This window comes from Mucilaginibacter gossypiicola, assembly GCF_900110105.1.
GTDB lineage: Bacteria > Bacteroidota > Bacteroidia > Sphingobacteriales > Sphingobacteriaceae > Mucilaginibacter > Mucilaginibacter gossypiicola.
This window is the reverse complement of record NZ_FOCL01000010.1, coordinates 151,991-173,925: the sequence shown is the minus strand read 5'-3', so window position 1 is coordinate 173,925 and position 21,935 is coordinate 151,991. Positions and strand designations below refer to the sequence as shown.

Genomic DNA, 21,935 nt, shown 5'->3' with positions numbered 1-21,935 from the left:
TAAATTTGTGAGCATTATCAATGACCATTTTAAGGATCTTTATTTAAATAAGTTATGTCTACAAACAAACACGCCCAAATTCGCTATATAGCCTTAGATAAATGTTTCAGTAATTTTGGGCGTAAATATTTCATTGAAGATCTTGTGGAAGCCTGTAACGTCGCTATCTATGAATTTACCGGAAAATCAGAAGGCGTAAAGAAAAGGCAGGTTTACGAAGATATTAAGTTTATGGAAAGCAGCCAAGGTTGGCATGTAGAACTTGATCGGATCAAAGACATGAAAAAGGTTTTTCACCGATATGTCGACAGAAACTATTCCATTAACAAAAGCCCGCTTAACCAAGTGGAGATTACCCAGATTAATGAAGTTTTATTGACGCTATCTCGCTTTAAAGGGTTGCCACAATTTGAATGGATTGATGAAATTTCTAATCGACTTCAAAGTATAAGTAAACAAGACATCGGAAAAATAATTGATTTTGAGCAAAATCAGTTTTTAAAGGGCCTGGAATTGATAACTCCACTTTTCAATGCCATATACAACCATCGGGCATTGGCAATTAATTACACAGCCTTTAAAGGAGAATCATCCGTTTTATACCAGATCCATCCGTATTATCTAAAACAGTACAATTTAAGATGGTTTGTTTTCGGTTTGAACGAGCAGTCGAATCAAATAACAAATCTCGCACTCGATAGAATCACACACTTAACTGAACTTGCCATAAAATTCAAGGAAAATAAGGGCATTGATTTCAACGAATATTTCGATGACATCGTTGGCGTAACCATCAATAAAACTAAACCGGTTGAAAAAATCACCATACTCGTTTCTGACGCCCTTTGGCCCTACGTTAAAACCAAGCCTATACATGGTTCACAAATGCCGCCAAATCACACCGATACGGGTGTTTTGATTGAAATTAATGTAATTGTGAATTATGAACTGATTGCAAAGCTTCTGTCATATGGAGATGGGTTGACAATTATTTCGCCAGAAAGCCTTGTAAATGAACTCAAAATTAAGGTGGAAAGCATGCGTAATAACTATTTATAATGTGTGCACATATACTGCACACATGATGGGCACCTTTGTTTTATGAAAAACACAATCATTTGTCCAACCTGCCAAACTCCATTAGATGTTGAAGAGGCTATCAAAGAAAATTTAGAGAAAAATTTCAATGCTGATTTTCTGAAAAGAAAGCATGAATTGGAGCAGCAGTTTGATGCAAAAGAGAAAAATTTTCAGGAAAAAGAAAATGCTTTGGCCGACGAAAAAGAAAGACAAGACCGTATTATTTCAGAAAAATTAAGAAAAGCGGAAGATTTACAGCGAATCAAAATAGAAAAAGAAGTTTCTGAAAAAACCGGTGCTGAACTGGAAGCTCTGAAAAAGGAAAATCAGGAGAGGAAAGACGCTGCCAAATTGATGCAAACCCGCGAACTGGAATTGTTAAAGCAACAACGACAGATCACTGAAGAGCGCGAAGCACTGGAACTGCAAGTTGAACGTACGCTTGCGAAAGAACGTAAAGTAATTGAAGAAAAAGTCCGCAAAACTGAGCAGGATGCTAACTTCTTAAAGTCGCAGGAAAGTGAGCATCTTATCAGTGGCTTGAAGCAACAGTTGGAGAACATGCAGCGGAAAATGGAACAAGGGTCAATGCAGGTTCAAGGAGAGGTGATGGAACTGGAGTTAGAAAAATTATTAATTCAAACTTTCCCTTTTGACGAAATAACCGAAATTTTAAAAGGTGCTAACGGAGCCGATATTTTGCACAAAGTCCGAAATCTACAAATGAATGATTGTGGAACAATTGTTTTTGAAAGTAAACGGGCAAAAGCATTTGTGCCTGCGTGGATTGATAAATTAAAAGCGGACATGCGTCATCATAAAGGCCTGATACCTGTTTTGGTTACCGAAGTATTGCCTAAGGATATGAAGCAATTCGGTTTGAAAGATGGCGTATGGGTTTGCACTTTTAATGAGGCAATTGCTTTAGTAACAGTATTAAGGCAAAACTTATTATCTCTGCAGGAGCAAAAAGTAGCTGGCGAAAACAAGGGAGAAAAACAACAGATGTTGTATGACTACCTTACCAGTCACGAATTTGCTCATCACATTGAGTTTGTTCTAAGTGGTTTTAAAGCGATGCAGGAAACCCTTACCAAGGAAAAGAAGGTGGCGATAAAGAACTGGAAAGAGCGCGAAAAGCAAATTGAAATGATGACCCAAAACACTATAGAAATTTACGGGTCGATAAAAGGGATTGCCGGAACTTCGGTAAAAGAAGTGAAAGCATTGGAGTTTGATGAACTTTTGTTGGATGAAGGTGACTCACTTGCGAATGTTTAAAGTAAAACAACATATGTGCAGATGCACTGCATATTTTAATCAGATATTTGGATAGTATAAGGGTAGATAATAACAATGACATTACACGAGGCAATAGAGCAAATACTGTTACACGAAAAAGAGCCGCTTTCTTACGCAGAGATTGCGTCGAGGGTTAATGAGCAACGGCTTTATCTTAAAAATGATGGATCGGATGTTACCGCCAATCAAATTGCAGCGCGGGTAAAAAAATACCAGGATATTTTCGCTATTGGGTTATCGGGTGTTGCTCTGCAAGACATTGGTTTGAGGCCTTTTAGAGACTTATCTAAAAAGATTTATCTGCTTAGTCATTTGTCCGGTTTGGATTCTGAAACCAGTATGCAGTTGAACGCTATTGTATTATTTTATGCTTATCATGTTTTAGAAAGCTTGCCAAACGTTGCTGGCGATTTTAAAATGCATTTAATCGATCAGTTTAGACGTTTAGAGAAAACTATTCAAAATAGATTAGACAACTTTATTAATATAACCTATAAAATAGAGGATCGACTACGAGAAAGAGAAGCCAAGGAAATTTACCTGAGTCTGTCTGAATTTAGTTATACAAACCTCTCTGCACAGGAGTTCGGTGAGTTTTTTAATGATAGCGTAAATGAATACACAATAAAAGATAGGTTTAGGGGCAGCAGCCATTCATCACCAAAAGTTCTTTCTTATTTGATGTCAACCTTGTTCCCAATAAACGAAGGAGCACGTTTATTCGACCCATTCGCTGGCAACGCAGGTTTAGCACATGAGTTGCTGAAGCGATCGTCCGATTTGGATTTGATAGTAGGTGATATTAATGAAAGCGCTAGTGTTATAGGAACGTTGAATATCCTTAGCAGTAATGATAGTAAACCTTTTACATATAAGATCGCCAACGCTTTTGAAAAATGGCATCATAATGTAAAAGCGGATTTTTTCATTTCTGCGCCACCTATCAATATGAAAATTGCCGATTATAACTTTGAAAGTTGGCAACTGTTTCATTCGTTCGATTATGCAATCAATGCGGTATTGTTAGCGCTATATCATACAAAGTCAAATGGCAAAATCGTGCTGCTGGTTCCTGAGTCGATATTATTTTCAAGAAAAAAAGATGCTATCGGACTCCGGGAATATTTGATACAAAAAAATTATTTAGCCGGAGCCATTTTACTTCCTAAAGACACGCTGCGTCCGCAATCTACGGCCAGTATGGCGCTAATAGCTATAGATAAATCTCGTTCTGAAAGTAATGATGAACTATTTATTTGCGATTCTTCAAATATTCGTATGGAGAATTTCAGACAAGAAAGCAAAAAAATAGCAGCGGCATTCAGTGATCAAAGTCTTTTTGTCGATGGTTGCAAATGGATTTCTATTACCGAATTAGACAGCAGCAGCTATGAAATTAATATTAGACATCAATTAATTGATAACTATAACGGACCGGAGTATAGTTCTTTAGGCACTTTGGCAACAATTAAGTCTGGAAAGTACGTTAGCGCAGATAATCTCAATGAAGTAGAAGGTATTCCTTTCATACAAATAAAAAACCTGAATGGTGACCATGGGATATATTCCTTGAAGGAAAGTGATGTAAGCGATTTTATTTCTGATACAGAATTAATCAGTGGCAAAATTGAATGGATAGGCACTTCATCTATCCTTATTTCCAAGGTCGGAGAAAACATAAAACCAACATTATTTGAAGGAAACTGGCAAGCCTTAATTAGTTCCAATATTATCGGCTTAGTCACTAACGAGTTAATTCATCCAGAGTATCTTATTACTCAACTGCAAAGTGAGTATGTGGAATTGCAATTTAAAGCAATCAGGAGATATAGTGGTATTCCTACTTTTAATCTGGACGAATTAAAAAAGGTCCGGATACGAATGCTCCCAATTGATGAGCAACTACAGTACGTCGCATCCTTCTACTCTCAAAAAATTCAAAAAGTTGAACGGGAGGCCGTTAAGACCGGAGACGATGCATTATACAACCTAATATCGCGCATTAAACACGAGGTGAATCAACCTATTTCTTCGCTTGGAATTGATTTAAAATTATTAATGAGCTATTTAATAGAAAAATCAGCTTCTAATAATCCTATTTCGATTAAGGATTACGCAGTAGAGCCACTGGAAGGACAAAGTGAAAGTGATGCAGACCTAGTCCGAATAAACAATATCTTAAACCGAATGAATAATTGTGTGGCCGATGCTCAGCACACTCTAAAAAAAGCCGAAGAAACATTAAATCTGAGATCAGACACAATAAAGTTTGAGGAGTTTGACTTAAAACAGTTATTCGAAAATACTATTGTTCCACTTTACGCCAATGCTAACTGTGTATTTAAAATTAAGGGCGGCAGCTCAATTATTAAAGCCGACGCTTATCAATTGAAGATCCTTTTTAAAAATCTTTTTGATAATGCTTTAAAACATGGTTTTACTGATGATAGGTCAAAAAACGAAAATATCATTTCTATCCAGTTCGGCAAATTAATCCGTCAGAACATGCTTGAGGTCACAGTTATGAATAATGGTAAAGCTTTTCCTAAAGGCTTCAATAAAAACGCCTTTGAAACTAAAGGAAGCACCGGTAGTAAAGATAATGGATCCGGCTTTGGCGGATATCATATAAAACGCATCATCGAGAATCATAATGGTGAGTTTAAAATAACGCCCATCGACGAACTGTTACATTCAGATTTTAAAGTTCAATTCAATATATATTTACCTTTGTCCAATTAATATGGCAACAATTATCAAACCCATCACAATATTACATTACGAAGATAGCCCAAGTTATAGAGATAGTTTTAAAGGAATAGCTCAAGCCAATCGAATAATAGTAGACGCGGTGGACAATGTGGATTTACTGATTGAAAAGTTGGAAGAAGATCACAAAAAACACAAGTTTGTAGTTCTCGATGCACGCGCATTTTTACACGAGGGCCAAAAAACCGGATCGGAAAGTGAGGCTAATCTCATAAAAATTTTTCGGGAGATAGAAAGAATATCCAATGAGCAGCAAAGATTTTTACCTTATTGTATTAACACTGGCTTTGCTGACGTAAAAGTTAGCCATAGCGAGGTTGTTAACTGCGAAATATTTGAAAAAGGCAACGAACAGGCACTAATAAATTTTATATGGGATACTTATAACAATAGTACCGAGGCGGTATTAAGAAAAAATTATCCTGATTGTTTTGAGTTTGCTGACGCTTATTTTGATGAACCTAATCTTGCTATCTTAAGCGAGATACTAAAAGGAGATACTTTTAAATCTGATAGCATAGCTACAAGAGTAATGGTTTTAGCCTCGCTTCGGAGGCTAAATGAACATTTAATGGATGTAGTCTTTGATAAATATTTGAATAATAGTTCGGGAATTATTCAAAAAAATTCAAGCAGATCAAGTGATGTTTTTAATTATATAAATGACAAAGAAGGAATACTTCCACATATTTATTATCCAGCTATCAATCTTTATAAGGTAACCAGCAATTTCGGTAGCCATTCTCCGGAAGACGCCCAGAAAATCGCTGATTATCCCTCAAGTAATACAACTATTTCTTTAATACATAATTTTCTTGATCTTGTCACCTGGGCTAAAAAACTTATAAACTAATGCTAACATCATCCCTCAAATCACAAATAGATAAAGTTTGGACTACCTTTTGGACCGGTGGCGTATCCAACCCCTTAACCGTGATCGAGCAGATCACGTACCTGCTTTTTATACGCAGACTGGATGAATTGCAAATTCTGGCAGAAAGAAGAGCGAATGCGTTGGGCGATCCCATTAAAAACCCGGTTTACCAAGCGGAAGAGCAGCAACTGCGCTGGAGTGTGTTTAAGGATATGGATGCTGAAACCATGTTTGATTTGTTTAGGAAGGCTGATGGCGTGTTTGACTTTATGAAGAACAAGGGTGCGTCAACCGATTCATCGTTCAACAAATACATGAAGGGGGCCACCTTTATGATCCCTACACCTCGATTGTTGCAGTTGGTGGTAGATCTACTTTCGGCAGTGGATATGAACGACCGTGATACCAAGGGCGATGTATACGAATATCTGCTCAGCAAAATAGCCAGTGCGGGCACTAATGGGCAGTTCCGCACGCCGAGGCACATCATTCGCATGATGGTCGAAATGACTAACCCCACCCCCGAAGATATCATCTGCGATCCATCAGCAGGAACATCCGGTTTTTTGGTAAAGGCTGCCGAGTATATTTTAGAGCGTAATCCGCAAATACTGAATAATCCTGAAACTCGTAAAAGGTATGAGGGCGAGATGTTTATGGGGATGGAGTTTGATGCTACCATGATACGCATTGGCGCTATGAACCTGCTGCTGCACGGTATAGAAAACCCTCAGCTGTATGATGTAGATGCCCTTAGCGAGGCCAATAGCGACTTTAAAAGCAATGCCACCCTGATATTGGCTAACCCGCCATTTAAAGGATCGTTAGATCATGACGCGGTTGATAGCAGCCTGAGCAGCGTAGTAAAAACCACCAAAACCGAATTGCTTTTTATAGCCCTGATATTGCGAGGCTTAAAATTAGGCGGCCGGGCGGCGGTTATTGTGCCCGATGGTGTGTTGTTCGGTTCATCAAACGCGCATAAGCAAATACGGAAAGAGATTTTAGATAATAACCAATTGACCGGGGTAATATCCATGCCAAGCGGGGTGTTTAAACCTTATGCCGGGGTAAGCACAGCGGTGTTGTTATTTACCAAAACCGGCGCTGGCGGAACCGATAAGGTTTGGTTTTACGATATGAAAGCCGACGGACTGAGCCTAGACGATAAGCGACAGGACATTACCGACAACGATATTCCCGATATTGTAAGCCGCTGGAATAACCGAGCGGCCGAAACCAGCCGCACCCGTACCGAGCAGAGCTTTTTAGTACCTCTTGCCGAAATTCAGGCCAATAACTACGATTTGAGCATTAACCGCTATAAGGAAACCGCACATGTAGAAAAAACTTACGATAAACCGGAGGTGATTATTGAGCGGATTGTAAGCCTTGATAAGGAAAGAGCTGTGCTGATGCTGGAGTTGAAAGGATCACTGGCGTATAATAAGGAGTTGGTATGAGTTGGGAGGCAGTAAGACTTGGTGAAGTGTGTACAGTGTTAAATGGATTTGCATTTAAAAGCATTGAATTTAAAGACGAAGGGATTCCCTTAATAAGAATATCCAATATTAATAATAACAGTGTTAGAATAGACCATGCTGTGAATGTGCCGTCTGAATATTTAACAAAATATTCTAAATTTTTGGTTAAAAGAGGCGATATCTTAGTTGCATTGTCGGGTGCAACAACTGGCAAATACGGTATTTATGATTCAGACGAAAGCGCATTGCTTAACCAACGAGTAGGATTGCTGCGACCAAAAAATAATAGTGTCGATACAAGATATATCTATCATTACTTAAATCTTTTACAAAAAGAAATTGAAACTGGGGCACAAGGTGCTGCACAACCAAATATAAGTACAGGGGAAATAGCTAATCTATTTATTCCTTTTGGATCAATAACTGTTCAAAAACGTATTGCCGATATCTTAGACAAAGCCGACAACCTACGCAAAAAGGATAAGCAACTACTGCAATACTACGATGACCTTGCCCAAAGCTTATTTATTGATATGTTTGGCGATCCGGTTAGAAATGAAAAGAATTGGTGTATAAAAACCCTTGCTGAAATATCAACATATATAGTTGATTGCCCACATACTACACCTAAATATATTGAAATGACATCACAATATCCTTGTATCCGAACAAGCGAATTGGTTAATGGTCAAATTAAATGGGAAAGCATGAAATATGTAGATGAGGCTGGATTTTTACAAAGAATAAAAGCGCTTCAGCCACAGTTTAATGATGTGATTTACGGAAGAGAAGGTTCATTTGGAGAAGCTGTATTAGTGCCGCTTAACACGAGTTTATGCCTTGGTCAAAGAACGATGCTTTTTCGACCTGACAAAACAGTCGCGAATCCTATATTTTTTTGGTTTCAGTTAAGAAGTGACGCCATTTATAACCAAGCTTTAAGACAGACAAAAGGGTCGACAGTTGGCCACATTAACGTTGGCGATATTAAAAAATTCAAAGCTGTTGTTCCTCCGCTTGCCCTCCAAAACCAATTCGCAAAACAAATCCAAAACATCGAGCAGCAAAAAGAAAAACTGAAAGTGCAAATGCAGGAGTCTGAGAAGTTGTTCCAGGCCTTATTGCAAAAAGCTTTTAATGGTGTTTTAAATTAATTTTTAATAGTTTAGTGCTTACCTAATTACATCAAATGCAGCAGGGTAACTTCTACTTTTTAACGGGCCAATACCAGGTGTTCTACGAGCAGGCCCGTAAAGCGGAAACCTACCTGCAAACAGACGCCGAAATTTGCGCCATTGTGTGCCGTAAATCGTTAGAGGAAATGGTCCGCTGGATGTTTGATACCGACCGCCAGCTGGACGTGATCCATGACGAGGACGAGAATACCCTGAACGCCCTCATGTATAAACCCGGTTTCACCTACTTGGTGGGTCGCCAATTGCTAACGGATATTACCGCCATCCGCCGCACGGGCAACCTGGCTGTTCACAGCGACAGGCACAAAAAAACAACTACAAAAGATGCCTATACCTGTCTTATCAACCTGCACGCCTTTGCGCAATGGCTGGTCAGTTTTTACGGGGATACCATTTACCGTGAGCCATTTAAAGCATCAAAAATACAGGAGGAAGAAGCTGTTGAAGTTGCCGCAGCCATAAAAAAGGAGATTGAGGTATTGGCAGAAGAGCCGCTGGCTGATGCCGTTGCCGAAACCGCTACCGGTATCGAATATCATTCTCCGTCAGAGAAATTAACCCGCGAGCTGTATATCGATATCCTACTGAAAGAAGCCGGCTGGATAGTAGGCGAGGCCAACACTGTAGCCGAATATCCGCTAAAACACAGCGAAGCTGGTGCCGACCGTGCCGATTACGTGTTATTCGGTAATGATGGTAAACCCCTTGCCGTGGTAGAAGCCAAGAAAACAACCGTTGACGGTCGGGACAAAGGTTTAGGCCAGGCCAAACGCTATGCCGACGCACTTGAAAAAGAATTTGGCCGCCGACCAATCATGTTTGTCAGCAACGGGTTCGAGCATAATATCTGGGATGATCTGCATTACCCTTACCGGCAAGTTTATGGGTTTTACTGTAAAGAAGATCTGGAAACGCTGATGAATCGCAGGCTGATAGAAAAGCCATTGAGCGGTCAGTCTGTCAATACCACCATAGCAGGCCGCTATTATCAAATAGAAGCCATACAGCGCGCTAAAGAAGCACTGGATGGCCATAGACGCGACTTGTTGTTCATCATGGCCACCGGTAGCGGCAAAACGCGCACTGCCGCCGCTATGGTTGATGTGCTTACTAAAACCAACAAAGTAAAACGAATCCTTTTTTTGGCAGACAGGACGCCGCTGGTATCGCAGGCTAAAAACGCTTTTAACGATTACCTGCCGCAGTTAACGTCGGTCAATCTTACAAAAGATAAAACATCCGATCAGGTACGTATGGTGTTCTCCACTTACCAAACTATGATCAATCAAATAGATAACGAGTTTGATGGAGAAAGGCGCTTATTCACCACCGGCTATTTCGATTTGATCATTTTTGACGAAGTACACCGTTCCATCTACCAAAAATACAAGGCCATTTTCAACTATTTCGATGGCATTCGCCTGGGTTTAACAGCCACCCCGAAATCTGAAACAGAAAAAGACACTTACGATTTGTTCAAACTGGAAGCCGGTGTGCCAACCTTTAGCTACGAATTAAACAAGGCGGTCGAGGATGAATTTTTACGGCCTCCCGCAGCGTTAAGTGTTCCATTGAAATTTTTGCGGCAAGGTATTAAATATGCCGAGTTAAGCCCCGAAGACAAAATTAAATATGAGGAAACCTTCGCCACCAGCGAAGATGATATCCCAGACGAAATAGATTCGGCAGCGCTGAACGAGTGGCTGTTTAATGAAGATACCGTTAACAAAGTTTTGCAGCTATTAATGGATAAAGGCCATAAGGTAAACAATGGTGATACTATTGGCAAAACCATCATCTTCGCTAAAAATCAAAAACATGCTAACTATATCGCTAATTGTTTCAACCACTTATATCCACAGCTAAAAGGGCATTATTTACAGGTGGTCACCCACTCTTCCGATAAACCTGAGGCAGCTATCGATCTGTTTAAACAGGCCGATAAAATGCCGCAAATAGTGGTATCGGTTGATATGCTGGATACCGGGATAGATGTGCCTGAAATATTGAACCTGGTATTTTTTAAACCGGTGCGTTCAAGCTCAAAGTACTGGCAAATGATTGGCCGTGGAACCCGCCTTTGTCCTGACGTATTTGGAATTGGGTTGGATAAAAAAGACTTTTATATTTTTGATTTCTGCGGCAATATTGAATTTTTTGGCGATAACCCTGCCGGGGTTGAACCAGGCTTAACTGTCTCGCTAACACAGCGTGTATTTCTGTTAAAAGTTGAGTTGGCCGTTACCCTCGAAAAATTTGTGGCCGATGACGAACTAAACGAATACCGGACATCCTTGCTGAATGAATTACACCAGGAAATTTTGCTGTTAAATCAGGACAGCTTTGTTAACCGCCAGCATTTACGTTTGATAATAGCATTTGCCGATAGAAACCACTGGAACAGTCTTACGGAAGACAAACTGCGGGATTTAAAAAAGAATATCGTACCCCTGCTCATCAACTCCGATCCTGATTTTGATGCCCGCAAATTCGACGCGATAGCTTACCGCTTAATGAACGCCTATTTAAACGATGATAAAAACCTAAATAAGTTTATCACCATAGTAAAAGATACTGCCACATCGTTGTTAAAGCAAACCACCATACCGCAGGTTGCCGCTAAAAAAAATCTGCTGTTGTCGCTCACCAACGACGCATTTTGGCAAAACATTAGCATCCCTCGGGTAGAACATATACGGGAGGAGATTCGTGAGCTGATGAAGTTTATTGAGAAAGAAAACCAAGCTAAAATATACACCAACATTACCGACGAGCTAACGGGCGAAATTACCCTGATGGATATCATAGTACCCTACGTTGGTTTAGATACTTATAATAAAAGGGTAGCCTCGTTTATCCGCAAGCACGAAAACTATCTTGCTATCAGTAAAATAAAAACCAATCAGCCAATATCAACCGATGAGCTTGAGCAAATAAAATCCCTGCTGTTTGAAGAAGAGCCTGAAGCTGCGGAGCATTTAGATGAAATACTAAAAGGCCGTGATTTTATAGCCTTTATCCGCTCAATTATAGGGTTAGATGCTGTTGCTGCAAAAGCCCTATTTGCTGAGTTTATCAACCGCCCCGGTACCACCGCCCCACAGATGACATTTATGGACACGCTGATCAACTACCTAACTAACAATGGTACTATAGACAGGAGCATGCTGTTTGACAGGCCATTTACCGACATTAACCAACAAGGAGTTTCAGGCGTATTTAAAGATGAGGACACGGTTAAGATTATCAGTATAATTGATGGGTTTAATCAAAGTTCAAATATCGCCTAACTAATCTTTTCTGTAGATCTGCATACTTCCATATTCACCACCTCCGCAAAAATAGCCCACCGCCGGGATAAAAAGTAAAGGCCATGCGGAGCGGGCCATTGTGTTTTTTTTTTCAGCGGCCCCGCCCGTATTCTAAGACTTTTCCAAATAATATTTCTTCATCTTAACTCGACAACAAAATTCTCATTTTGGCCGGAACCGGTCAAGGGTACATAAACAGCGCAGCCGCACAAGCCCGCCCTTCGCTGCCCTTGACAGAACCCGTCCAAAATAAGGGGAGTTGTTTAAGAGTTTAGATGATAAACCCTAAGCTGCATATTTCATCAGATCCACATAGCCCGAGCCGCGATTGACAACGGCAAACATTCTGGAAATGATCTTGTTGCGTATAACATTTAGCGTACTCATCTTATTTTTCCCTTCGCTCACTCTTCTTTTATAATAGCTTTTCATCTCTGGATTATATGCGCAAGCACAAATGGCCACCATGTGGATTAATTTTTTTAGCTGCTTGTTGGATAAACTACTGACTCGTGTTCTTCCTTTTATACTCGTGCCAGACTGATGTTCAAAAGGAGCAGTTCCCACATAGCAGGCGAACTTTCGCCAGGTAGCAAAACGGGTAAAATTGTGCGTATAAGCAATCATATTTGCGGCCAGTACAGGTCCTACACACTTAATACTGGTCAGTAATTGATAGTTTAATTTAACTGCTTCATCACTTTCTATAACCGCCTTTATTTGTTCTTCAATCTTTTTAACTTGAACCGTTAGGTTCATTATCAGGCTTTTATAAACTTGAAATATTCCCTTGTGCTCTTTTCCTTCCAATGCCTTTTTCTGTTCTTTCCATGTGGCTTCATACCCTCCACGATCACATACCAAGCGATTTCGTAATGTAAGCAGCGACTGAAGTTTGAGAATACTTTTGGCTGGTAATAGAGTTGCCTGAATGGTTTCGCGGTGTAGCCAAGCATATTCAGCGATTCTTTGTGCATCGATCTGGTCATTCTTTCCTCTTCTGATCCCTATAGATTGTTTGATCTGAAGCGCAGGAAGCATAGCGAATGGGATTCCAATATCATTTAGATAGGTGGCAAGTTTAATTGAATACATACCGGTATGCTCGAAGCATATGATCATCTCCGCCGATTCCGATTGTTTACTATGCTTTTTTACCCAACTTAAAAGCGAAGCAAATCCTTTTTCCTCGTTACTGAATGTTTTGGAAGCACCGATTCCGTGCAGGTGGACATCAATAGTAAGCTTTGATACATCGATGCCGATAAATACTTTGTATTTCATACTAAATAAATTAATGTGATGTACTCAGACTAAAACCTTTATAAGACCTGGTGTCTAAAATTCTAACTTGTCATTGACATCGACTTGTGACTCGGAACAGGGACTAATACGGGCCATAGGTCTTTAGCCTGGGCCTTGACTTGGTTCACCCTATTCTTTGTCAGCAAGATAGTTGTAATAGTAATCACAAGGAAAATCTAAAGGACTTGGAATAGGACTAATACGAAGCATAGGTCTTTAACCTGGGCCTTGACTTGGTTCACCTTATTCTTTGTCAACAAGATACTTTCGATAATAATCACAAAGCAAATCTAAAGGCCTTGACTATTTACCCGGCTCGCGCTTTTGGTTGCTTAAGTGGTAATATGGAATGGTGTGTTCATTTACCGACTAACGGATTTACGCGGGCTGACCTTCAAACTTAAAAAAGGCTTTGCAAACCGCTATTATTAAATTGTAAACCTTTTTCTATCCAAAATCCATCAGCTTATCAGCTATTTCTTGCTTTACGTTATCCTCGAAACCAGCCCAATAGTTTTGAGTGGTGTTCAAACTACGATGGCCTAAACTTTCTTGTATCAACTCCATTTTCGCGCCATTACGAATAGCAGCGGTTGTGAATGAGTGCCGTGCGTAATAGGTAGATATATCGGCATCCAATTCCAGATCCTTAGCAAGCTTTTGAATATGCTGATTGACAAAGCGAATAAAGTTTTGGTTTACCCTTAGCTTCTCTGCTTCATCCATCTTTTTAGTTAATATCGGGAACACATAATTGTCAGGCAAAAAAGGGCGGGTGCCGTAATGTTCTATAACAGCCTTAATGGTTTCTGTTAAAGGAATAATAATAGGCTTGGGCTTGTCTTTAGTGGTATGAAGCGTTTTATGTCGCAAATATGAAATAGACTTTTTGTTAATGTTTTTATACTTCAATTCTGCAATGTCCCGAAAGAGTTGCTAAAGCTAGGATCGAAAAAGAACGCGATATTGGTTCAACAAATTGTGGAGTACATATATACCCAGAGTAATTGCCACTAACTTTATCAACGACGTTGATTTGAACTGGTTGTTTTGATAAAGATCATGCATAGACTGATGATACATCTTTTCTATTTGCAATCCGGGACTTGGTAAAAATTTACCCTAATGTGCTTCACTATTTGATAGTATTATGGTTAGATTGCCCTGTTATAAACCTTAACTCATGAGCCGTCTTTTATATTCCGTCGAAGATGTTTTTTCTTCCAGCGGTTATCTCCAATCCCAGGACAAAAAATACTACAATATTCCTTTATATCAACGAGGCTATAAATGGGAGCCGCGTCATATTGAAAAATTATTGGACGATATCGACAACTTTGAATCAGAAGACGGTAAGTTTTACTGCCTGCAAAATATCACCCTGGTCCCAAACGGAAAACATTTCAATGTTGTTGACGGCCAGCAGCGATTAACGACGCTGACGCTTATTTTATCCTATTTGTCTGCAAGGGGTATCGTTTATAATAAGGTGCGCTTTCCTGAAAATTCCATCCGCAAGGAAACCAATAAGTTTTTGAATGCCATGGTAACTGTAGAGGGGGTACAATTTCCTGAATTGAGCTGGGATGAGTTTATCAGAGAATACGAGGATTACGATCACCAGGATATCGGGCATTTATACAGGGGATACCAGGCAGTCGTGGGCTGGTTCAAAAAGTATACGGTATTAAGGGCGGGAAGCGAAACGAAATTTCTGGACAAGCTCTTAAACGATGTAAAATTCATCATCAACAAGGTGGAAAGTACCGACAGTGAAGAGAAAATATTCGGCAACCTAAATTCGAAACGCGTCCCGCTCGATGGCGCTGACCTAATTCGTGCGATGCTGATCACCCGCGTTGCCCATGAAGAAGGTAAAAAGGAAAGCGACATTAAAAACATCGTAAGGGTGAATGAGCGCCGCGTCAAAATTGGCTGGGAGCTTGACCAGATCAACCAGTGGTGGAGCAAAACGGAAGTAATCGCGTATTTTTCAAGCTTCAAGAGTGCGAAGTCAGCGGAGGCCGGCGCAGGCAATAAATTATTTAACGATGACCTCTACCCGATCAACCTGCTTTATCTCCTTTTTGCAGAAAAGCGTGGTAAAAAAGAACTGACGCTGGAACTCATCGAGGAAAATAATAATGATGCTTTAGGCCTTTATAAAGAACTGCTAAAACTGCATTATACGCTTCAGGATTGGTTTGCTCATAAAAAGATCTATCATTTCCTGGGCTACCTGTTTAACCATTTGCCAAAGCGTGATTGGAATTTTGTTGATGCCTGGAAACTATGGGATGAAACCGATAGCCGAAAAGAATTTATCGGGGAACTCAAAAACAAGATCAGAGAATCCATCTCTATAGAGGATGCCCTGGTAGATTTCAATGATGAGGAGACAGACTGGTATAAAGACAGGCCTGAGATCCTCGTCCGTTCCCTGATCCTGATGGATATTATCCACTCATTAAAGGAGGACCGTGAAAACCTGCCGGTAGTCGCATTCACGAAATCCAACAACGATATTGAACACATATTTCCGCAAACTCCCGAGAAGGTCGCTGCCAAAAAAGATTTTATAGATTTCCTTAACAAAAATGTGGTCAGGCACGGTGAGATCCCATTCGATCTTTCCAACTTCGATAAGAACAAAAACAATGAGGATTACCAGGAACTGGTAGATGAATTTATCGACGACCATGTCGCCTCCATCAGGACGAATTCCATTGGCAACCTCGTATTGCTTTACAGCTCACTCAACAGGAGTATTAAAAATTCAACGTATTCGGTCAAGCGGGGAAGGATTATACAATACTTCCAAGAAGGGCACTTTATTCAACCGCATACCTTCCAGGTTTTTATACGCTACTTTAACGATAAAAACGATCAGAATTTCGATGTTAAGCATTGGACCAATAACGATATAGCCGCCAATGCCAACTTCATATCCCATAAAATAAACGCCTTTTTTACCCAATTAGATGAATTATAACCAGTCCATGGAAGAGGTTTCGGTTGGAAGCCTGCTTGAAAATTATAACCTGATCGTGCCGGAAATCCAGCGGGAATATGTTTGGGGCCATAATGCCAACAATATCCTTAACAGCTTTTTCGGAGATATTAAAGAAGGCTTAAGCGCCGAGCACCCTGCCGACAGCGCCAATAAAAAGGCCGCCGAACTTATGGCGGGCCTTTCAAAAAAGGCCGACCAGGAAACAAAAAACATCATCCTGTCTTTACTTGGGCAGTTGAAGCCTGGCACAAAGGGGTTAAATATTGGTTTCCTTTATTCGTACCGTCCCGATTATTTCGTATTCAACGACCGTAGCGAGGATATTTACCTGATAGATGGACAACAGCGGTTCACCACCCTTTTTCTGATGCTGTTTTACTTCGCCATCAAACAAAACAGAAAAAGCGATTTCTGTGAGCTGTTTCGATTTAACCCTGTCTTGGAACACATCGCTTTCGATTACCGGGTAAGGACGCTAACCCATAATTTTTTTATCGATTTGGTGAATCACACCAAAAATGTAGCGGATCTCACCGGAATCGACAAAAAGAATTGGTTCCTTTCGAACTACAATGGTGACCCAACTGTTAAGTCTATCGTGTTTGGGCTGTTCCCGATCCTTAATGAGCAATTCGCTGCAGATGTTGGCGAATACTATGATTACTTAAAAAATCAGGTTAAGTTCTGGCATTTTAAAACAGAGGAAACCTCGCAAGGCGAAGAACTTTATATTACTATGAACTCCAGGGGACAGCAACTCGCCGATAATGAAACCCTCCGGGCGAAATTCTTTGAACTCGAAGCGATCCGTTTAGCCGGGAACGATGTGACCTTCTGGAGTGAACAATGGGAAATATGGCAGGACTTTTTCTGGAAGCATCGAAACAAAAAAGATCCGGCAGCGAATGCCGATGCGGGATTCAATGAATTTTTGCGATGGGTGCAAATCATCAAAATGACCGAAAGAGAAAAGCTGATCATAGATGATGAGGATGAAGAGGCACTGGACAAAAAGGAAATTATCAGGGTTATTAAATGGGACAACAATTGCCAGCTCGATGTAACGTTATTGAGCCTTCCCGAAATCGAAAAGTATTTTAATGCGCTTCAATACCTGTATATAGATTTCCCACAAAATATCAAAGGCCTTCGATCCACCTATAAGATTTACGAAGACTTCGATTTACTGGAGAAACGCTGGCTTGCCCCGGTGAATGGCACTATAACCCAACTGGAATTATTTCGCCTCTTACCGGTGTTGTTTTTTGTCAAAAGGATGAAGGATATCAAATACGTGCCGGATGAAATAAATTTGTTCAGGCTCATTCGCTTTTTATATAATCTAAGGCATAATGATACCATTTTTAAAACTGCCGGCCTTCAAACGATAAACGCTATAAAACTTACCGCAAGGTTTAAAACTACAGATGAAATCGCCTCTATATCTACATGGAAGGGTGTCTCCGCTTCAATATTGAATACCGAAGAAAAATTAAAGCTTTCCCTTTACAAAGACAATCCTGAGCGAATACGGATGGAGGATCAATTTTGGACGGCCGAAGATATGAAGTACAACAAGGGAGAAATTGCATTTTTAATAAACTGGAGCAAAGGTTCCACTGTCGGAATTTTCCAGTTAAAGCTCTTTACCAAAATGATGGCTTCTTATGTTGAATTAATTGATGCCGAAAATGAGATCCGGGGCGACTTAGTTATCACTAAAGCATTTACCGCGACGAATGCCCGGGTAATTTGGACCGCTGGTTGGTTTAAGGATCCGGACTTTCTCGGGTTTACGCTAAATTGGCACAAAACAAAGATCACTTCATTAAACGATTTTCTGATCGCAAGGAGAAAAGAATTCATCCGGGAATACCAGGTAGCCGATGACGTTAAAAATGAAAAAACATTAAGGAAACAGATTTATATCTATTATATCATCAGCAAAAATATCTTAAAGAAAAACGACAATTGGAACTGGAACAACGGGCATAATTTTGGGGTATTTGAGGAACATGATGGAGCGCGCAGCTTTTTTAACAAAAAGAATATCTTCCAACAATATAACCGCCAATTTCATGAGAGTTATAACAGGATCATTTGGATACAGCGCGACCTTCACCTGGGAACGAAAAAAATTGAGGTGTTGTTAAATTGGTCAAAGATTGTTTAACCATTATTGACGGTTGCAGTATATTGAAATCGCATTATTATACTGCAACCGTTCTATTAAGAATCTATGAGATTAGTCTACTTATCTGGCTGTTTAAATCAGCCTGCACACTCGCGAATATAGCCCCCGCCGAAATAAAAAGTAAAGGCCATGCAGAGCGGGCCGTTTTATTTTGTTTTTTAGCGGTGGCATGGTGTGTTCATTTTCCGACTATCGGATTTAGGCTGGTTGCTTTGCAACTTGAAAAATAACAGCTCACAAACACGTAGGTGCGAATTAATTTATCCAAAATCCATTAGTTTATCGGCTATTTCTTGCTTTACGTTATCCTCGAAGCCGGCCCAATAGTTTTGGGTAGTATTCAAACTACGATGGCCTAAACTTTCTTGTATCAACTCCATTTTCGCGCCATTACGTATAGCAGCCGTTGTAAAAGAATGCCGTGCGTAATAGGTGGATATATCCGCATCCAATTCAAGATCCTTCGCCAGTTTTTGAATATGCTGGTTGACAAACCGAATGAAGTTTTGGTTTACCCTTAGCTTCTCAGCTTCATCCATCTTTTTATTTAATATCGGAAATACATAATTGTCCGGCAAAAAAGGACGAGTACCATAGCGTTCTATTACTGCTTTAATCGTTTCTGTTAAAGGAATAATGATGGGCTTGGGCTTGTCTTTAGTTGTGTGAAGCGTTTTGTGTCTCAAAAATGAAATAGACTTTTTATTAATGTTTTTATACTTCAATTCTGCAATGTCCCGGAAATTCATTCCATTACACTGGTAACTAAAAAACCAAAAGTCCCTTGCTTTTTCTTTCGGGCTTCCTGGTTCAACTGGAGCAGTATATAATTTTTTTAATTCCTCTTTACTTAACGCCTTCTTTATGTTTTGGCCCGTAGGTATTTTGTATTTTTTGAAAGGATAGAGTTCAGCAGCTATGCTGCCTTCTTCCATAGCTTTATTGAATATGGCCCTTAAAGGCCGCAAGTAGATACCCACAGTTGTCTTGGATTTGTCGGCGGCTACCATCCAATTTTCATACCTGTTTAAAAAATCGACTGTAACGCGAGAAAATGATAGGCTTGACGCTGGTTTATTATCCTTTCCTGCGAACTCCAGTAGAGACTTCAAGCTTAGCCGGTAATTGGAAGCGGTGCCGGCACGACCGTATCTGGTTAGTTCATCTATATAATCCTGATAGTAGGCACATACATCTGTGGTGCTGGCTTGCGACCGAAACATTTCCCGCTCAAATTTATCAAGAATAAATATGCCGTCCATTTTGGTGATGATCTTATTCGCCCGAGCCTCTATCGCACCTAGTGATATTTTCATCTCCTGAAAAGCCTTTTTAGGTTTTTCGGTTAAATAGGATTGTTGGAATTGTTGAGCCGTCAGATGAATGTCTGTAGGATAGTGCCTGATATCGGTACGCGAGATATATAGCCTAATTTTTACTGGCGCCTTTTTACCGGTTTCAACCTTCCGTTCATCTAAATATAAGTTAACTTTTACTGCCATTTTCATTAAAATTAGGTAAAATGCCTATTTTTCTCACACAAATTTTTTAGAACATGCGAAATTACGCAAATTTCCCACAAAATCGCCTGTTTTACTCTCACACATTTCTCACACAAATGGGCAAAAAATGGCAAAAAATAGCAAAATATCACAAAATGCCATTTTTATAAGTTGCTGATATATAAGTAATTAAATGAAAAACAAAGCATCGAAAAGTGCCTCCCATAGACTGTTAATCAGAGGGTCGCTGGTTCGAGCCCAGCCTCAGGAGCAAAAGCCTCACATGTCTGTGAGGCTTTTTTATGCCTTGAATTTTTGATTTATCTGTATTTAACTACCATAATTTACCTGTAACAGATCCACTACAAGCATAGTGGTTAGCTGTTTTCTGCTTAGATTGGCCTTTATTATCCATTATTTATTATGAAGGCATTATTGTCAGCTATCTTGTTAATTACTTTTTCTCATTTATGTTTCTCGCAACAAACCTATGCACCAGCCGCGCCTTTACCCGCCAAAAACCTGGGTATATATGGCAGGGGTTTATATCCGGGCAATGATACCACTTACCGGTTGTTGAAACACAGCGGGTTTAATACACTGTTGTTATCAAGTTTTTACATTCATGCAAACGGAGATTTGTATTCTGGTGATTCTCATCAACCTATTATTCATAACGGTAAATGGGTAGGCGATTCTTCCTATGTGCGAAGGGTAACCGGTCTCAAAAGAAAATCTTCCATATCCCGGATTGAAATTTTACTGGAAGGGCGTTGGTATGGGCAGCCGCCAAACACATTTGATTTTATCCGTGACTGGTATGACCCATCTAAGACGGTGCCGGGTATCGTGACCGGTATCGGTGAACAGAGTACGTTATATAATATCTGTAGGGTGCTCAAAGAGGTGCTTGGCGCTGATGCATTTTGTATTGATGACGAGTCTGTGTATGACAGCCCTTCTATTATTGCGATGGGCAAGATTGCTGCAAAACTAAATATGCATATGACATTATGCCCTTATAAAGGATACGCTTATTGGGGCAGTATTCTAAAAGCATCAGATGTAAACGTAGTTGATGCTTTGTATTTACAATGTTATGATGGCGGCGTAAAAAACGAAATCAAAGACTGGGTAGAGGCGCTTAAGCCTAAACAGCCGATTTATCCGGTATTTATGGTACGTGGTTCATTTAGTACATGCGATACCTATAAAGGAAGTAAATCAGTAACTGAGATCAAGACCCAGTTAAAAGGCTTTAAAAACGACTATCCGGGAATAAGTGGTGCAGCGATATGGCAGATGGAGGATCTGAAAAGTTTCGTGAAGATGGGATGTGCTGTTAAGGAACCAACCTCGGGAAATGCGAAAAGTGTAGCCAGATTTTTGAGCCAGTTGAAAAAGACGTTGAAAAGCGAGTTGTAGTATATGCTGGTATGAAAATAGGGGTGCTTTTATCATGCAGGTATTATTTCTTCGGCTTATATGATGTTTCGATAAGTTTTATAAATGCCCAATTAGGGTTCGGATTGTCCTTGTTTCGATATTGTTGTTAGCGATGATGGTGAGTTCAAAATCTGCGATTGCATGCAAATTTTCAACAAAACGGTTCGAATTCTTCCCAGCTTCAGGAGCTAAGAGCCTTACAGGTCTGTGAGGCTTTTTTTATGCGCATAACTTTTCAAGAATAAGATACTTTTAGTATTGATGCGTTAAGCTTCTGCAACTTAAAAAATTCCTCCGCTTGCTAAATAATTGCAAGAATATCAATCTGTTGATGCTGAATTAATATACTATTGCTACTTTTGCAATCGGGGTATCCCGTATATAAATAAAGCCAAACCTTATTGCTATAATGTTTTTTGTAAAACACTGTTCTCTCTTTAAATCATTGCAACAAGCGGG

13 protein-coding genes are annotated in these 21,935 nt (G+C 39.9%); 10 read left to right on the top strand and 3 right to left on the bottom strand.

Going from position 1 to position 21,935, the window contains the following annotated elements:
* Nucleotides 1-54: 54 nt before the first annotated feature.
* The 7 genes from BMX50_RS26620 (at nt 55) to BMX50_RS26590 (ending at nt 11,995) form a co-directional block, all read left to right on the top strand.
* On the top strand, nt 55-1,059 hold the full coding sequence (locus tag BMX50_RS26620) for a helix-turn-helix transcriptional regulator (RefSeq protein ID WP_091217485.1): 1,005 nt from the start codon (nt 55-57) through the stop codon (nt 1,057-1,059).
* Between the two features lie 42 nt (nt 1,060-1,101).
* The gene (locus BMX50_RS26615; protein ID WP_091217482.1) at nt 1,102-2,361 is read left to right on the top strand and encodes a DUF2130 domain-containing protein; all 1,260 of its coding nucleotides are present in this window, start codon (nt 1,102-1,104) and stop codon (nt 2,359-2,361) included.
* Between the two features lie 75 nt (nt 2,362-2,436).
* Nucleotides 2,437-5,124 (top strand): N-6 DNA methylase, encoded by a 2,688-nt coding sequence (locus BMX50_RS26610; protein WP_091217479.1) that lies wholly within the window; start codon nt 2,437-2,439, stop codon nt 5,122-5,124.
* 1 nt (nt 5,125) lies between these two features.
* On the top strand, nt 5,126-6,004 hold the full coding sequence (locus BMX50_RS26605) for a hypothetical protein (RefSeq protein WP_091217475.1): 879 nt from the start codon (nt 5,126-5,128) through the stop codon (nt 6,002-6,004).
* Nucleotides 6,004-7,488, top strand: a complete 1,485-nt coding sequence (locus BMX50_RS26600) for a type I restriction-modification system subunit M (protein WP_091217470.1) — start codon at nt 6,004-6,006, stop codon at nt 7,486-7,488. The genes BMX50_RS26605 and BMX50_RS26600 overlap by 1 nt, the downstream gene beginning before the upstream one ends.
* Nucleotides 7,485-8,663 (top strand): restriction endonuclease subunit S, encoded by a 1,179-nt coding sequence (locus tag BMX50_RS26595; RefSeq protein ID WP_091217466.1) that lies wholly within the window; start codon nt 7,485-7,487, stop codon nt 8,661-8,663. Before BMX50_RS26600 ends, BMX50_RS26595 begins: the two co-directional genes overlap by 4 nt.
* Before the next feature lie 35 nt (nt 8,664-8,698).
* Nucleotides 8,699-11,995 (top strand): type I restriction endonuclease subunit R, encoded by a 3,297-nt coding sequence (locus tag BMX50_RS26590; protein ID WP_091217463.1) that lies wholly within the window; start codon nt 8,699-8,701, stop codon nt 11,993-11,995.
* A gap of 306 nt (nt 11,996-12,301) precedes the next feature.
* Here BMX50_RS26590 and BMX50_RS26585 read toward each other — a convergent pair whose 3' ends face one another.
* Both BMX50_RS26585 and BMX50_RS26580 read right to left on the bottom strand, forming a co-directional pair.
* Entirely contained in the window at nt 12,302-13,300 is a 999-nt protein-coding gene (locus BMX50_RS26585; RefSeq protein WP_091217458.1) for a transposase, read from the bottom strand.
* Between the two features lie 468 nt (nt 13,301-13,768).
* Nucleotides 13,769-14,233, bottom strand: a complete 465-nt coding sequence (locus BMX50_RS26580) for a tyrosine-type recombinase/integrase (RefSeq protein ID WP_262494047.1) — start codon at nt 14,231-14,233, stop codon at nt 13,769-13,771.
* Nucleotides 14,234-14,504: 271 nt separating this feature from the next.
* On the opposite strand from BMX50_RS26580, the gene BMX50_RS26575 reads away from it, so the two are divergent.
* Together BMX50_RS26575 and BMX50_RS26570 are read left to right on the top strand one after the other, a co-directional pair.
* The gene (locus BMX50_RS26575) at nt 14,505-16,313 is read left to right on the top strand and encodes a DUF262 domain-containing protein (RefSeq protein ID WP_091217455.1); all 1,809 of its coding nucleotides are present in this window, start codon (nt 14,505-14,507) and stop codon (nt 16,311-16,313) included.
* On the top strand, nt 16,303-18,507 hold the full coding sequence (locus tag BMX50_RS26570; protein WP_091217451.1) for a DUF262 domain-containing protein: 2,205 nt from the start codon (nt 16,303-16,305) through the stop codon (nt 18,505-18,507). Before BMX50_RS26575 ends, BMX50_RS26570 begins: the two co-directional genes overlap by 11 nt.
* A 281-nt stretch (nt 18,508-18,788) precedes the next feature.
* Here the strand turns inward: BMX50_RS26570 and BMX50_RS26565 are convergent, their stop codons facing one another.
* Complete coding sequence (locus BMX50_RS26565; RefSeq protein ID WP_091217734.1) at nt 18,789-20,030, bottom strand: tyrosine-type recombinase/integrase; 1,242 nt, start codon at nt 20,028-20,030, stop codon at nt 18,789-18,791.
* Nucleotides 20,031-20,453: 423 nt separating this feature from the next.
* Between BMX50_RS26565 and BMX50_RS26560 the strand changes: the two genes are divergently transcribed.
* On the top strand, nt 20,454-21,455 hold the full coding sequence (locus BMX50_RS26560) for a hypothetical protein (RefSeq protein WP_091217447.1): 1,002 nt from the start codon (nt 20,454-20,456) through the stop codon (nt 21,453-21,455).
* Nucleotides 21,456-21,935: the final 480 nt, after the last annotated feature.